This is a genomic window from Salisediminibacterium beveridgei, from assembly GCF_001721685.1.
GTDB classification, from domain to species: domain Bacteria; phylum Bacillota; class Bacilli; order Bacillales; family Salisediminibacteriaceae; genus Salisediminibacterium; species Salisediminibacterium beveridgei.
This window is the reverse complement of the sequence record NZ_CP012502.1, coordinates 2612148-2626626: the sequence shown is the minus strand read 5'-3', so window position 1 is coordinate 2626626 and position 14479 is coordinate 2612148. Positions and strand designations below refer to the sequence as shown.

The following is a 14479-nucleotide window of genomic DNA, read 5'->3' as shown; positions in this document are numbered from 1 at the left end:
ATTAGGCAAGAAGACTCCATCTGATTCGCGATACGGGCGTCAGCCCAGCGATTCAGGTGGAGATGAATTGCCATCAGTCTTACGACTGATAGGTGTTTCAAATAAAAGAACAAGTGTTCGAAAATATATCTAGCTTCTATTTTGTTAAATGGTATAATGAATGGCATAGATGTAAAGAATTGATATCATTCAATTTGAGGTCGGAAAAGGAGGTGACACAAATGGCTAGGAAAAAAGTAAGCGTCAAAAATCCGCACCTATTAATTTAGATGCGGATTTCCTATACTGAGTTTAAATTCGATTATTTGATCCGAATTTCCTCTGGTAATGATTCTGACCAGGGTAGAAACTGATCCATTTCAGATTGCTTGCTATTGGGCAAATGTTCAAACAAGTAATCCAGATAAGCTTGAGGCTTTAAACGATTCTCTTTTGCTGTCTCAATGATACTGTAAATAACACTACTGCTCTTTGCACCTCGCGGTGTATTGGAGAACAGCCAGTTTTTTCTTCCAATCACAAAAGGTTTTATGCTGCGCTCAGCTCTGTTGTTATCTATATCAAGGCGGCCATCCTTTAAGAAGTTTCTCAGGTGATCCATTTGATTGATAGAATAAACAATGGCTTTTCCAAGGAGCGTTTTCGGTAAGGTTTTGGCTCGCATCGTTTGAAGCCATGCTGAATAAGCCTCCAAAACAGGTTTTGAACGTTTTTGACGAACGTCATAGACTTTTTCCGGAGAGAGGCGCTCTTCCTGTATATGCTTTTCGATGCGATAGAGCTGGTTGATAAAATCCAGACCCTCCTGTGCAGAACTTTTGGTTGTCGAACCATCATCAGGTAAGGATTTCACAGCATCTACGAATTTCCTGCGTGCATGAGCCCAGCACCCAACAAGTTCGACTTTCGGTTTTAAGCCGTGATAGCCTCCATATCCGTCTACGTGCAAGTATCCTTTAAATCCTTCAAGGAAACGAATTGGATATTTACTGGCGCGTCCGGGTTGATAGTCGTAGATCACAATCGGCACACTGCTCATGCCTGATCGGTACAACCACATATAGGAGGTAGAGCTCGCTTCCTTCCCATCCTCTTTGAGAACTTGAACAGTCGTTTCATCGGCATGAAGAACATCGAGCAATGTTAAAGTCTCAACCATCCGATCGTAGATCGGTTCCAGCCACTGTTCAGAACCTTCAAGAATCCAATTTGAAAGGGTCTGCCTTGATAAAGGAACACCCAAACGATTGAATGCCTGTTCCTGGCGATAAAGCGGCGTCCCCTGAACAAATTTCTGGTCCATGATGTAAGAGACCATCGATGGTGAAGCAAGGCTTCCTGGGAATGCCCGCTCTGGAACAGGTGCTTTAACAATCGGGTTTCCCGTACCGTTTTTCTCACAGTCTCTGCAACTGTATAGATAGGTAACATATCGAATTACTTTAACCTCTGCCGGAATGATTTCCAATTCTTCTTTGACTTGTTGCTTCATTGTATGGAGCTTTCCATTGCAGCACGAACAAACCTGATCCTCAACCGGGAGTGTATGCTCAATGGTTTTTGATGGAAGGTTTTCTGTAAGGTCCTTTCGGACTTTGCGCTTTTTCTTACGTTCATATGTAATCGATTCGACCGTTGGTTCTTCTTCGGACGGATGTTGTTCTTGCTCTGCTTCATTAAACAGAGGCAGCTCCAGCTGATCCGGATCCGTTTTTTCACTGGACTTACCGAATTTTTGTCTTTGCTGGAGGCTGAGCTGTTCCTTGTACCATTTGAGTTGAAGTTCAAGTTCAGCCTTTTCCCGTTCAAGTTTCGAGACACGGTCTTCGAGATGTTCAGTTGTTTTGGGTGAGATCGCAGAAGATTTTTTCATAACGAGATTTATTTTATATGGAAACGCGATTCACTTCAATAGTTTATACAACTTTTTCAGGAGATAACTTTCTGTGGGCTCCTTTTTGATCAATCGGAAGCCCATCCAGAAGCCATCTTAACTGCCTGTCTGTAATGAGTAAGGGTTGATGGTCATCTGCTTTGGGCCAAGGAAACGTCCCTTTTTCAAGGCGGCGATAATAAAGCCAGAAACCATTATGATCCCAATGCAAGATTTTAATCTTATCCCTTTGTCTGTTACAGAAGACAAAGAACGACGGTGAGAAAGGATTCAGTTGGAACCCTTCCTGCACAATGGCAGCTAATCCGTCGATGGATTTCCGTAAATCTGTTGCACCTTTTGCAAGGAAGACTTGTTTAGGCTGAGCATGAGACATCATAATGCATTCACTGCTCGAAGAAGATTGGTGAGGTCCGACTGATCTAATCCCGAAGGGATTTCAAGTCGGCTATCATTTGGAAGGGTAAGATAGATCATTTGGGGATCAGGTCGGGATGTGGCATCAACGTTTACGGGTATCCAATTAGTTTGCGGCTGTTCTGCGGTTGCAAGTGATTTGGATTCTTCTTTAAATTTACGAATCCAGTAGCGCACTTGATGGACCGTGAATTCATCATTTTGACGAACCCACTCAGCTACAGACAGTCCAGATTTTTGGACCTCTTTAACTTTATGTTCCCAGAAATCTCTGAGGTTAGCATTCCTATTCATCGCGTCAACTCCTTCGTACTTTTACTATAATCACAGTATGAAGGAGCTAATAATAAAATTACACGTGCTTATTTTTGACGCTTACGGAAAAAACCGATTGAAGTATTGCGCAAGAAAAAGAAAACAGTCAATATGCAACGGTTCACCCAAAAGCAGAACATTGGTCGCAGCACCCTTAGCGCTAGGGAGTTTCGACTTCTGCAACGCATGTCTCATAGTTCCAAGGCTTTGCGCAACGTAGGCTTATATACGATTAAACAAAAGTATTTGAATGAAAACAAAATGGCGACAACAAAAGAAATAGACAGCGCAATGAAGGCCGATATGAACTATTGGGGCATTCAATCCAACTCCGTACAAGCGGTTCGAAGAACCTTACTCAGTGAAGTAAAGAGCTTCTTCGAAGCGTTAAAGAAGTGGAAAGCAACCCCTGAAGGTTTCACAGGTCGCCCAAAGTTCCCAAAGTATTCTCGTTCCACGGCTAAACGCGTCATCGAAATCTATCAAGTTCCCAAAGTGGATAAGGACGGGTATTGGAATATTCCAATGAATACTGCTTTCAGAAAACGTTTTGGTCCCTTGAGACTGCGAATGCCAAAGAATTTAATGGATAAAAACATTTCTTACATTGAAATTGTGCCAAAGCAAAATGGTCGGTTCTTTGAGGCTCATTATGTATATGAAGTACCTATGTCTCAAATGAAGAAACAACAAACGACGACAAAAGCTTTGAGTTGCGATTTAGGTGTAGATTATCTTCTTAGTTGTGCAACGAATCAAGGGGACGCCTTTTTGATTAATGGAAAGAAGTTAAAATCCATTAATCAGTACTTCAACAAAAAGATAAGCGAATTAAAACAGAAAAACATCGAAAACGGCTTGTCGAAACGCATAGTGACAAACCAAATAGCTTCTCTTTGGCGTAAACGAAATCTCCAAATAGACGGCTACCTTTCACAAACCGTAGGTTTGTTGTTCAAACAGATAAAACGACTGAACGTCGATACCGTGGTAATGGGTTATAATGCCGGTTGGAAACAAGAATCGCATTTAGGGAAGAAAAACAATCAAGAGTTCGTACAAATTCCTTTCCACAGATTGATTTCGGCTATTGAGAACAAGTGTCTCAAGGAAGGCATCCGTTTCGTTAAGCAGGAAGAGAGCTACACGTCTAAAGCTAGTTTTCTGGATCATGACGATATTCCGGTTTGGTCAAAAGGCGATAACACGATGTACTCCTTTAGTGGGAAGCGCCTATATCGCGGCTTCTATCGCTGTGAAAATGGACAATGCATCCATGCCGACATTAATGCAGCATTAAATATCCTTCGGAAATCCCAAATAGTAGAATGGGATGAAAAAACGAAAATAAAAACGCCCATGATCATGGACGTTCAAAAACGTAAAGCTGTTGCTTAGCGCATAGCCTAGTGGGTGCGTCAACCATCCATGTGTACTCAACTTTTGTTGGGGCTTGTAGCACACGCCAGTTATATTCTGAGTGGTGGTTTCTTCCGAAAGGAAGAACTGCTCTTCTTCGGAAGGGTGGTGCAAGTGGGAAAACGATCGTACGTCGCCAGTACCAACCAAAAACAGTGATTTGAGAAGAACCATGCAGAGCGTCGCTCTTCGTAAGAAGAAAAGACCTGTTTGGCTATCTCAAGCCCGCACTGAAACGTTGTACCTCAGTGGGGGTTCGTTGACATTACAAGAGGAGCGAGTCAAAACCGGATAATCAAAACAACGGAGCCTATCGACTTGATAGGCTCCGTTGTTTTGATTATATTTCTTTCCATTAATTTTAATTACAAGTAGATCGTGTAATCGGCATCGCTTCGAAGTTCTTCAATCAACGTCTGTGCAAATTGCATTTCCTGCTGGCTGATGACTTCCTGTTCAATTTCTCCTCGAACTTCATCAAGCGGTGGCAATTCGCCGCCGGATTGTTCTTGCTGAGCTTCAAGCTGGGCATACATTTCCTCAACTTCCGCATCAGATGCTTCGATGTCGCCAGCCTCATTGGCAATCAGCTGATCGACTTTCACTTGCATGGCAACCTGTTCCATAATTTCATCTTCAGGTGTTCCCTGTTCTTCTAAAGCAGCCATGAATTCATCTGCTGATCCGAGACCATTTTGTTCAGCCAAATCACTGAGCAGCTGATCCATTTCTTCATCGGTAGCTTCGATGCCCTGTTCGTCGGCTTCCTGAATCAGGAGCTTATTGTTGATCATGGAGTCGATAACCATTTCACGAAGTTCTACTTCGTCAACTTCTTCACCGCTCATCTGCGACTGCATGGCCATTTGTTGAAATTGCGGCTCATACGTCATGAGAAATTCTTCCTGATCGATTTCTTCACCGTTGACTTCAGCTACTACATCGGGAAGGTCTTCTGTGTCTGGTTCAGGCATGTCCATTTCCATTTCATCTTCAAGGGCATCTTCCATAGCGGCTTCGTTACCGTCGCCGTCGTTGTCAGGAGCCTCTTCCTGATTGTTATTGTCCAATAAACCATTATTTTCTTCGTTTGTGTTTCCCTCATCATTTCCCCCGCAAGCTGTAACAACAGCCATTGTGACTGCGAGTGATAAACCTGTAAATAATTTCTTTTTCATTGTGCAATTCCCCTCTTTCATTGTATTCTGACTGTCATGCTAACATATACACATGCGATGTAAATAGTATCATGATCAGCACATAATTTAATAATAGGTATTAAAACAGATTATATCCTGCTATGAAGGGGTTTAATCGGTATTCTCAAAGGATTCGTGAATCTGTGTGAAATCGTGTGAAAATCAGCAGGTTTATTATAATCTTCGTTCAATGTAAAAAGTAAACATGCTATACTGTCACGAGATTACCCTGTTGGAGGTTATATAAATGAAAGCGGACAAACATCCGGCAAAAGAAGAGGAACAAAAACGTCTTGAATACACGACGGAATACATTGAAGAAGTTCTTGAAGCAGCAAGACAAAGCAAAATTGATTATAAAAGCAAGATCAAGCAGGCACTGATCGACCTTGATCACCTGGACAGTTCAAACAGTTATGTCAATATCCTCGCGAATGCAAATATGCTGGATACGACGGGGAAGAATTTACGGATGCTCGAGAGCCTGAAGGATGAACCGTATTTTGCGCGAATGGATTTTGTGCCCGAGGGAAAGATAGAGAAGGAAAAATTATATATCGGAAAAACATCGCTCACAGAACAAGACAGCCAGGAACCTGTCATTCTGGATTGGCGGTCACCTATTGCCAATATTTATTATGAAGGCCAGCTTGGCGAAGTCACATATGAGGCACACGGAAAAACGTTTCATGGGGAGCTGGAACTCAAGCGCCAGTTTGTCATTGAAGAAAAGTCGTTGCAGGAAATTCGCGACATCGATCTGACGGCCAGAGATCAGCTCCTTCAGGAATCGTTAACCACAAGTGCCGATAACCGGCTGAAGGATATCGTGTCTACAATTCAAGCCGAACAAAACCAGATCATCCGTGCGGATATGAACCGTCCGCTCTTTGTTCAGGGGGTGGCAGGAAGCGGCAAGACCACGATTGCCCTGCACAGAATGGCGTATTTTATATACAGTTATGCAGACGATTTCGATCCATCCCAATTAATGATTTTAGCTCCTAACCGACTGTTTCTTGACTACATTTCCGATGTCCTTCCGGAACTGGGAGTTGACCTCGTTACGCAGACCACTTTTACTGATTATACGAAGCACATTATCGGCGATCGTTTTACGTTTCGATCGAAGGATGAACGCATCGCAGCGATCATAGATCCGGAACAATTCACAGGAGACATAGAATGGATTGCAGGATTCAAAGGGTCAAAAAACATGAAGGTGATTCTCGACAGTTATCTTGAAGGGATTATCGACAGCTGGCTTCCTGATCAGGACATTACCCTGGACCGGTATACATTGTTTACCGCAGAAGAAATCCGTAAATTGTACGAAGACGAATATACCTATATCGCGCCTTATCAGAGACTGATGAAAATCAGGGAAGTCATCAAAGCAACCGTGAAACGAAGATCCAAAGAACTTCTGGATAAGGTGGAAGAACTCTATGATGATAAGATTGATGCACTCAGAAGCCGTGTGAAAGACGAAGAGGAACGGCGGCAACGGGTCGTGAAGCTGTGGGATAAACGGGAAGCTCATCTTGATGCTATGAGAAAAGAAGCAAAAACGATTTTACCCCAGTTGACAAAACAAATGCCGAAAACGAAAACAGAGGCCCTGACAAGAAAACTGCTAACAGATAAAGATACATTGATTCACATCGCATCGGAATACCTGTCAGAATCGGAAGTTGAGACCTTCACCAGACATCACCGCACAACATTTCGAAAAAAGGAATTGGATCTTGAAGATGCGGCAATATTTCTGTATATAGAATCCCGGCTGTTCGGTATTCACAAGGAACATCAGTACCAGAATGTGTTCATCGATGAAGCACAAGATTACAGTTATTTGGAATTTGTCGTTTTGAAACAGGTTTGCAATACGAGTCTGTTTACCATTTTAGGTGATTTATCTCAAGGCATTCACAGCTACCGGGGGATAACAAGTTGGCAAAACGTCATGGAGGATGTCTTTGTGAATGCTAGCTTTCAAACGCTCAGACAGAGTTACCGGACGACGATTGAGATCATGCAAGAGGCAAACCGGGTCATTCAGAAGAGCTCATATGAAGGAATGGTGCTTGCAGAACCCGTTGTCCGTCATGACGAGCAACCGGACATACACCAATTTACGGCGATGAATGAAGCGGCAGCTGCCATATACAAGCACTATCGTGAGATCAGGGGTGATGTTTACCACTCCTTTGCAATCGTAACGAAAACGGAACGTGAAGCAGAGCGGGTGTATCAAGAGGTATCCCTTGCATCAGGTGAGATGAGTGTTTCACTTCTCGATGAAAACCAGGAACATGATGGAACAGACATCGTCATTTTGCCATCATATCTGTCGAAAGGGCTGGAATTTGATGTGGTCACCATCCTGACCGATCAAGATGCTTTTACAGATCAAGATATTGATATCAAGCTTTTGTACGTTGCGATGACAAGAGCCCTGCACAGGCTGTCAATCTGGTATAATCAGAAACATGAAGGACTGATTGAAGACGTACTGAATCATAAACAAATCTGAAACGGGGACTGATTCATATGCAACAAGCACTGTTATCTGTCATCCCTTTTCTCATCATTTTAATTCTGTTTATCTTCTATATGAGTCAAAAAGGGCGTCAAGGCAAAGAACATCAGGCAAAGCAGGATAATATCAAACGTTCTGTCCGCTCAGTACTGATGTACCTGGTAATCTTTCTGATTGTAGTCCTCATCGTCAGTTGGATTCAGTCATGACAGGGGGAGGACATCATGCGTTCTGGAATTGATATTGGCGGCACATCCATTAAAGGTGGCTGGATGAATGAAGGGGCGGAGCTTGTGAGGCAGTTCGCTTTTCCTACACCTGAGCATCCTCATGATGCGATAAATCTGATTTGCAAAGCCTTGGGAGAAACGGATCAGCTTTCCTCAGCAGGCGTCGTTGCCCCCGGACCTCTGGATACTGGAAAAGGAATCATTCTTGATCCACCGAATCTGCCGGGCTGGCACGGGTTTAAGCTGGTGGATGAGCTGAAACGAATACTCGGTGTCCCGGTGAATCTCGAGAATGACGCAAATGCTGCAGCAGTTGGAGAGGCTTTTGCCGGAGCGGCAAGAGGGTCCGCAAGTTCGATTTACATCACTGTCAGTACAGGTGTTGGTGCAGGAATCATGATCGGAAACCGTCTTATCCGAGGCGCACATGACAATGCAGGTGAAGTGGGTAATATGATCATTTCCGATACGGAGGGAATGCCTTCATCTCTTAATTCGGGTGCCGTTGAGCGATTGGCTTCCGGTTCAGCGCTGGCCTGGCAGTTACGATCAGGAAATGGTCTTTATCCAACGCCGAAAGCACTTGTAACCGGCTGGCGTAACCATGAGAAAGCGGCGGAAAAACTGGTGAATACCTGGTTGGACTACCTCTCGAAAACCGTGGCTAACCTGATCCATGTCCTGAATCCGGAAGTGATTGTGCTTGGCGGGGGGACGATGAGTGATGAGGATCTGATTGACGAGATCCGTGAACGCACAAACGTATACCTGTACGAAAGCATGCGCGGGAAAACCCGCATTATCCGCTCCGAATTAGGAGATGATGCAGGCGTGGTCGGTGCCTGTTTCTTACATGAAATGATTCAAGATTGATCATCATCAATATCCATTGAATAATGAAAAAGAGGCTGGGACAAAACCCAGTAAATAAAGAGGCCCACACCAAACGGTGTGGGTTTTCTGTATAGAAGGGTTGATTGTGCAAAAATACAATCGCTTGCCGCGGGCAAGGCTTCAGCTAACCGTCGGAAAACCACCGCCGGTGGATCTTCAGCTCTTGCTTTTCCCGCAGGCGTCTCATGTATTTTTGACAATCAACTGCATTGAAAGACCGTCAGGTCTTGATTTTTACATAAAAAAAGGATACCTTCGGATTAAGTTAGAACGACCAAGTCATAACAAAACCGGAGGTATCCTTATGTTTCTCGATTATAACATGAATCAGCTCGTTTTGCCGATGGATTTATCGCTTCAATTACAAAAAAATGATGTCGCTTTTGCAGTGAATGACCTGGTTGAATCGATACCTGAAGAAGCTTTTGAAGCTTTTTATAAAAGTCAGGGTCGCCCTTCTTATCATCCGAAAATGATGATGAAGGTGATTCTCTGTGCGTATACTCAATCGACTTTTTCTGGACGGAAAATTGAAGCCTTATTGCAGGACAGTATTCGAATGATGTGGCTGGCACAAGGACACGCGCCGACCTACCGGACGATCAATCGATTCAGAGTACATCCCGACGTTGAAGAGCTCTTACGTCAGTGTTTTGTGCAATTCAGAAGCCGACTGGTTCAGGAAGAAGCAATTGATAACGAAGCAATTTTTATTGATGGTACAAAGATCGAAGCCAACGCGAATAAATTCACGTTCGTATGGAAAAAATCCGTGCAACGGTATCATCATGATATCGTTACGAAATCAAATGCGATCTATGATGAACTGATTGAACAGGAAATCATTCCTGCGATTGAACTGGAAGATCAGGAAGCCTTAACGGATGATGAGCTGAATAAAGTTCATGAAGAGTTGGACCAGACCGTTCAGGATTACGACAAGCAAATCGAAGAGAATGATGATGCGAAGGAAAGAAAAAGACTGAGATCAGAGCGGAAAAAGCCGAAAGAAAAGCGTAAAAAATTTCAGGATTTCATCGAACGTAAAGCACGTTATGAGAAGGATCTCGCGATCCTGGGTGATCGTAACAGTTACTCGAAAACCGATCATGATGCCACGTTTATGAGAATGAAAGATGACTATATGAAAAATGGCCAACTGAAAGCCGGTTACAATCTCCAGATTGCAACGGAAGGACAATATACGCTCGCTTATGACATCTATCCAAATCCGACTGACACACGAACCCTGATTCCATTTCTGGATACCATCGAGAGACGGTACTTTTCACTGCCTGACTATATTGTTGGGGACGCCGGATACGGAAGCGAACAAAATTATGAGGATATTTTTTTGAACCGTCTATCAAGCACACCACTGATCACGTATAGTATGTACCGAAAAGAAAAGAAACGGTCATTCAAAACCGATCGCTACCATGTGATGAATTGGAATTACAATCAGGATCAAGACTATTTTCTCTGTCCAAACGGCAAAAAAGTCACCTTTCGCTATGTATCCAAACGAACCGATCGCGCAGGATTCGAACGAACATTCAAGGTCTATGAAAGTGAAGACTGCACGGGCTGTCCCTTACGGGCCAGTTGCACAAAAGCGAAAGAAGGCAAAAACCGTAAGGTTTATTACAATGAAAAATGGGAGCTGCAAAAAGAGCATATTCGTCAACTGCTTTCGGAAGAAGAAACTGGCGCGATTTATGGCAGACGTAAAGTCGATGTCGAACCAGTTTTTGGATTTCTGAAGGCCAATTTGCATTTCACCAGAATGTCGGTGAGAGGCAAAGACAAAGTGAAAAAAGAAATGGGTTTTGCACTCATGGCAGTGAACTTGAGAAAGTACACTGCGTTATACTGTTTTTTATATTTGTATCAACAGACAAAACGCTTCCGACTATCAATTTATGATAATCGGAAGCGTATTTTGATCATTCAAGCCTTTTTGTCCCAGCCTCTTTTTTCAAATTTGTCATGATTTTCGTTATGGTTTGAGAATGATTTTCCCTGATGTCCTGCGTTTTTCCATATCTGTATGTGCCTGATGGGCATCGGCAAGTCCATATTCAGGACCCACCGTCATTTTCAAAGCACCACTTGCAGCCAGTTCGAAAATCTCTTTCAAACTGGATTGGAATTCATCCGGTCTTGTCATCATTTGAGGCAAAAAGAAACCGGTCACGGTTTTGTTTTTTTCCAATAGATCGAAGGGGGAAAGTGTTGGGAGTTCACCACTGGCAGCGCCGAAAAATACCAGACGCCCAAATGGAGCGAGTACCCCAAGGGTGTCGTTAAAAATCCGGCCGCCGGCCATTTCCAACGCCACATCAACCCCTTTGTCACCAGTGGCTTTCCAGACTTCGTCTGTCCAATCTGTCTGTGTATAATCAATGGTTACATCTGCACCGAGCGTTTTTGCCAATGCTCTTTTTTCCTCCGTACTTGCTGTCGCAATGACTTGCCCGGCACCGAAACGTTTGGCCAGTTGCACAGCCAGACTGCCGACCCCTCCGGCTGCAGCGTGAATCAGCACAGTTTCCCCTGATTTAAGCTGCCCCATGGTTTTCAATATGTGGTAAGCACTCAGTCCTTGAAGGGGAAGAGCTACAGCTTCTTCATTGGATAAATTTTGAGGAATAGGGATCAGTTGCTGTTCAGGAACAGCAACCTGTTCAGCGTAGGCATTTGTACCTGTCAAGGCGACCACCCTTGTACCGGCTTTCAGTACTTCTCCGTCTTCTTTCACCGTTCCGGCGATTTCCGAACCAGGAATAAATGGCAGCGGGGTATCGACGACATATTGATTTTGGCGTCTCATTGTATCGGCATAATTTACACCGATCGCTTCAACGTGGACGATGACTTCTCCGTTTGAAGGAGTCGGTTCATCCACATCGCAGTATCTCAGTTCTTCAGGTCCGCCAAAGGTATTGATCTGTATGGCTTTCATATCATCACGCTCCTTGCCCGTCAGAGTAACACAGCTGATAAGAGAGCTCAAAACAGAATCACTTCAGTTAATCAGGATAACAAGCAGGTTCGACATGCGAACGGAGCAAAACTATTTTCATTTAACACTATAACTGTAGTGTAAACATCTGTTATACTACCAGTATCTATAAAAATAATAAGTAAAAAAGGTCATGAAAAAGGGTGTGAATTCGCTGGATTGATCAGGAATAGTAAAAGGCTCCTGATTCGAAAAGTCGGATAAAGGTTTTAAAATAACAGGGAATCACAGGTGATGCCGATGAAAGGTACTTCGATGAAATCCATGAACGTAAAAGGCTTTATTGCAGGCTTTTTTCTTGTGACCATTTTCTTCTCGGTCATGGCTTACTCGACGGTGGTCAATCGCATAGATGAAGTCAACGCCGAAATGAAAGAGCATGCGATCCAATTAGCTGAGAGTTATTCGGATACCTTTACGAAAGCGGCATCCGCCCGGGAATTCATCAATGAGCTTTTGGAAGAACGACTTGAAGCAGCAGGACAGTCGGTCATGATGAATCATGAGAACCTGTCGAATGAACAGTTGGTTGATCTTGTGAATCAGTTCAATGTGGATGTCATTTACTTGTACAACCGTGCAGGCGAAGTAACGCACTCGAGCTCTGGAGATTACATCGGATGGACGGCAACTGATGAACATCCAGCCGGACAGTTTCTTCATAGTGTGCAGGACAGTCTGGTAGAAGAAATCCGGTCGGATACGAAATCAGGTGTCCCATATAAGTTTGGCTATTATCGCCTGGATGATGGGGCGTTCAGTCAAATTGGGATTGAGGCGAACGTTGCAGCTGGATTCTTTGATGGATTTAAAGTGGCGAATATGCTCGAAGAGATGCGTTTGCTGGATGGCGTGATTGATGTCGCATTTATCAGTGAGGGTAAGAGGATCACCTTTCCCGATCAGTCAGGCTTTGGTTTTGGTCAGTTGCAGGATGCAGAAGAAGAGCCGATCCATGACATGGATTCGGATGGCTATGAAATATATGAACACAAAGGTGGGTATCGAATTTTTGTTCCGGTTACCGGTGAAGACGAGACGGTTATTGGCACACTGTCAATCATGAAATCGTCTGACAGGGCCGTTGAAGTCCGGCAGGAAATACTCCGGAACAATGTTGTCATCTATGCGAGTGTCCTGCTGTTTGCCGGTTTTTTAATTGCTGGCTGGTACCGGAAATCGAAAAAACACCTTCAGCTGGCCTATTTTGAACCGTTGACCCGTTTGCCGAATTACGGCTATATGCAGAAGTTTATGAAAGCGAAACTGGCAAACGGTGAAGTGCAGAATATGGCTGTATTCATGATCAACTGCCGTCACTTCGGTGCGATAAATCTTTCTCACGGCTATGAATATGGAGACGAATTGCTGCAGATGATCGCGAAGTCACTCAGGGAGAATATAAGGAACTCCGATATGTTGTTTCATTTTAGTGCTGACCGTTTTTTCTTGTATGTAGACGATCCCGGCAACAGCCAACTGCTGGAGATGTATGCGGAATTCCTTTTGAACCAAATCGATGAACTGATCCAGGATGACGGGCAGATCAGTGCCATTCATTCAAATATTGGCATTGTAGAAAGTCGAAAAGAAATGCTTACCCTGGACCAATTAACGAAAAGGGGAGCGATAACATTGAATCAGCTGGACATCGAAAACACTCATCGCATTCTATTTTTCAATGATGAGATGGAAATACAAATCCAGCGGGAAGAACGGATCGTGCAGGAAATCAAGAGCGTCATTCATCAAGGTAACCCGGCTCGGTTCCACCTGATGTTTCAACCGCAGCTTGAATTGATATCCGGAAAAGTCAGTGGTTACGAGGCGTTGGCGAGAATGACATCAGCGACATACGGCCCTTTGTCTCCTCTGGAATTTATTGCGATCGCTGAGAAGAAACATCTGATCGTTGATTTAGGGTATACCATCATCGATCAGGCCTGTCAGTTTGTATATAAGCTTGAAAAAGAAGGGTTGAACAAGTTGCGAGTCGCCGTAAATGTTTCGGCAATTCAATTGCTGCGAAAGGACTTTTCTGAAAGGTTTTTAGACCTTTGCAAGATCAATGGAGTGGATCCCTCATCCTTTGAAGTGGAGGTTACAGAATCGATCTTGCTCGACAAAGATGACGAAATGAGAAGGCATTTGAATCAATTAAGAAATAAAGGTGTGACGGTTTCCCTGGATGACTTCGGGACAGGCTATTCTTCTTTTGCAAGACTGCAGAATTTGCCTGTGGACCGTGTGAAAATAGACCGGACGTTTACAAATCGAATTGGCGATCATTCTGAAGAAGACCCGATTCTGTCTGATTTGATTTCGATGTGCCATAAATTAGGGAAGAGCGTGGTGACTGAAGGAGTGGAAGAGGAGTACCAGATGAGATACCTCCTGGATCAGGAGTGTGACTACGTGCAAGGCTACTGCGTCAGCAGGCCGTTGGAAATAAAAGCAGCCCTGGATTTTGCGAAACAACAACACCTGCTTCAATAATCTCTTCACGAAGTGAACCAGATCACTACGGCCTTCTCGGTATTTTGG

Annotated in this window: 12 protein-coding genes; 7 read left to right on the top strand and 5 right to left on the bottom strand. The window is 43.8% G+C overall.

Annotation, left to right across the window (positions count from 1 at the left end; genetic code table 11):
- Positions 1–301 precede the first annotated feature (301 nt).
- Genes tnpC through tnpA form a run of 3 tightly spaced genes read right to left on the bottom strand, consistent with a single transcriptional unit; the run spans position 302 to position 2605 of the window.
- On the bottom strand, positions 302–1873 hold the full coding sequence (tnpC, locus tag BBEV_RS12320; RefSeq protein WP_069364179.1) for an IS66 family transposase: 1572 nt from the start codon (positions 1871–1873) through the stop codon (positions 302–304).
- Positions 1874–1916: 43 nt separating this feature from the next.
- A complete protein-coding gene (gene tnpB, locus BBEV_RS12315) occupies positions 1917–2273 on the bottom strand; it encodes an IS66 family insertion sequence element accessory protein TnpB (RefSeq protein ID WP_084007197.1) in 357 nt (118 codons plus the stop codon).
- Positions 2270–2605 (bottom strand): IS66 family insertion sequence element accessory protein TnpA, encoded by a 336-nt coding sequence (tnpA, locus tag BBEV_RS12310; RefSeq protein WP_069364181.1) that lies wholly within the window; start codon positions 2603–2605, stop codon positions 2270–2272. The genes tnpB and tnpA overlap by 4 nt, the downstream gene beginning before the upstream one ends.
- Positions 2606–2737: 132 nt before the next feature.
- On the opposite strand from tnpA, the gene BBEV_RS12305 reads away from it, so the two are divergent.
- On the top strand, positions 2738–4024 hold the full coding sequence (locus tag BBEV_RS12305; RefSeq protein WP_069365740.1) for an RNA-guided endonuclease InsQ/TnpB family protein: 1287 nt from the start codon (positions 2738–2740) through the stop codon (positions 4022–4024).
- 30 nt (positions 4025–4054) lie between these two features.
- Positions 4055–4204: a hypothetical protein gene (locus BBEV_RS17825; protein ID WP_232318172.1), complete on the top strand. Its 150-nt coding sequence runs from the start codon at positions 4055–4057 to the stop codon at positions 4202–4204.
- A 206-nt stretch (positions 4205–4410) separates the two neighbouring features.
- Here the strand turns inward: BBEV_RS17825 and BBEV_RS12300 are convergent, their stop codons facing one another.
- A complete protein-coding gene (locus tag BBEV_RS12300) occupies positions 4411–5223 on the bottom strand; it encodes a SurA N-terminal domain-containing protein (protein ID WP_069365739.1) in 813 nt (270 codons plus the stop codon).
- Between the two features lie 268 nt (positions 5224–5491).
- Between BBEV_RS12300 and helD the strand changes: the two genes are divergently transcribed.
- The 4 genes from helD (at position 5492) to BBEV_RS12280 (ending at position 10903) form a co-directional block, all read left to right on the top strand.
- Positions 5492–7780: an RNA polymerase recycling motor HelD gene (gene helD / locus BBEV_RS12295; RefSeq protein ID WP_069365738.1), complete on the top strand. Its 2289-nt coding sequence runs from the start codon at positions 5492–5494 to the stop codon at positions 7778–7780.
- 17 nt (positions 7781–7797) lie between these two features.
- On the top strand, positions 7798–7995 hold the full coding sequence (locus BBEV_RS12290; protein WP_069365737.1) for a hypothetical protein: 198 nt from the start codon (positions 7798–7800) through the stop codon (positions 7993–7995).
- 15 nt (positions 7996–8010) lie between these two features.
- Entirely contained in the window at positions 8011–8889 is an 879-nt protein-coding gene (locus tag BBEV_RS12285; protein WP_069365736.1) for an ROK family protein, read from the top strand.
- A gap of 325 nt (positions 8890–9214) precedes the next feature.
- Complete coding sequence (locus BBEV_RS12280) at positions 9215–10903, top strand: IS1182 family transposase (RefSeq protein ID WP_232318326.1); 1689 nt, start codon at positions 9215–9217, stop codon at positions 10901–10903.
- A gap of 6 nt (positions 10904–10909) precedes the next feature.
- On the opposite strand, the gene BBEV_RS12275 is transcribed toward BBEV_RS12280, so the two are convergent.
- Positions 10910–11875, bottom strand: a complete 966-nt coding sequence (locus BBEV_RS12275) for a quinone oxidoreductase family protein (RefSeq protein ID WP_069365734.1) — start codon at positions 11873–11875, stop codon at positions 10910–10912.
- 294 nt (positions 11876–12169) lie between these two features.
- Here BBEV_RS12275 and BBEV_RS12270 point away from each other — a divergent pair, with 294 nt between their 5' ends.
- Positions 12170–14431 carry a putative bifunctional diguanylate cyclase/phosphodiesterase gene (locus BBEV_RS12270; protein ID WP_084007377.1) on the top strand — a complete coding sequence of 754 codons (2262 nt, stop codon included), beginning with the start codon at positions 12170–12172 and terminating at the stop codon, positions 14429–14431.
- Positions 14432–14479 lie beyond the last annotated feature (48 nt).

Excerpts from the sequence above, each read along its gene's own strand:
- tnpC (WP_069364179.1), bottom strand. The coding sequence starts at position 1,873 with ATGAAAAAATCTTCTGCGATCTCACCCAAAACAACTGAACATCTCGAA.
- tnpB (WP_084007197.1), bottom strand. The coding sequence starts at position 2,273 with ATGATGTCTCATGCTCAGCCTAAACAAGTCTTCCTTGCAAAAGGTGCA.
- tnpA (WP_069364181.1), bottom strand. The coding sequence starts at position 2,605 with ATGAATAGGAATGCTAACCTCAGAGATTTCTGGGAACATAAAGTTAAA.
- BBEV_RS12305 (WP_069365740.1), top strand. The coding sequence starts at position 2,738 with ATGCAACGGTTCACCCAAAAGCAGAACATTGGTCGCAGCACCCTTAGC.
- BBEV_RS17825 (WP_232318172.1), top strand. The coding sequence starts at position 4,055 with ATGTGTACTCAACTTTTGTTGGGGCTTGTAGCACACGCCAGTTATATT.
- BBEV_RS12300 (WP_069365739.1), bottom strand. The coding sequence starts at position 5,223 with ATGAAAAAGAAATTATTTACAGGTTTATCACTCGCAGTCACAATGGCT.
- helD (WP_069365738.1), top strand. The coding sequence starts at position 5,492 with ATGAAAGCGGACAAACATCCGGCAAAAGAAGAGGAACAAAAACGTCTT.
- BBEV_RS12290 (WP_069365737.1), top strand. The coding sequence starts at position 7,798 with ATGCAACAAGCACTGTTATCTGTCATCCCTTTTCTCATCATTTTAATT.
- BBEV_RS12285 (WP_069365736.1), top strand. The coding sequence starts at position 8,011 with ATGCGTTCTGGAATTGATATTGGCGGCACATCCATTAAAGGTGGCTGG.
- BBEV_RS12280 (WP_232318326.1), top strand. The coding sequence starts at position 9,215 with ATGTTTCTCGATTATAACATGAATCAGCTCGTTTTGCCGATGGATTTA.
- BBEV_RS12275 (WP_069365734.1), bottom strand. The coding sequence starts at position 11,875 with ATGAAAGCCATACAGATCAATACCTTTGGCGGACCTGAAGAACTGAGA.
- BBEV_RS12270 (WP_084007377.1), top strand. The coding sequence starts at position 12,170 with ATGCCGATGAAAGGTACTTCGATGAAATCCATGAACGTAAAAGGCTTT.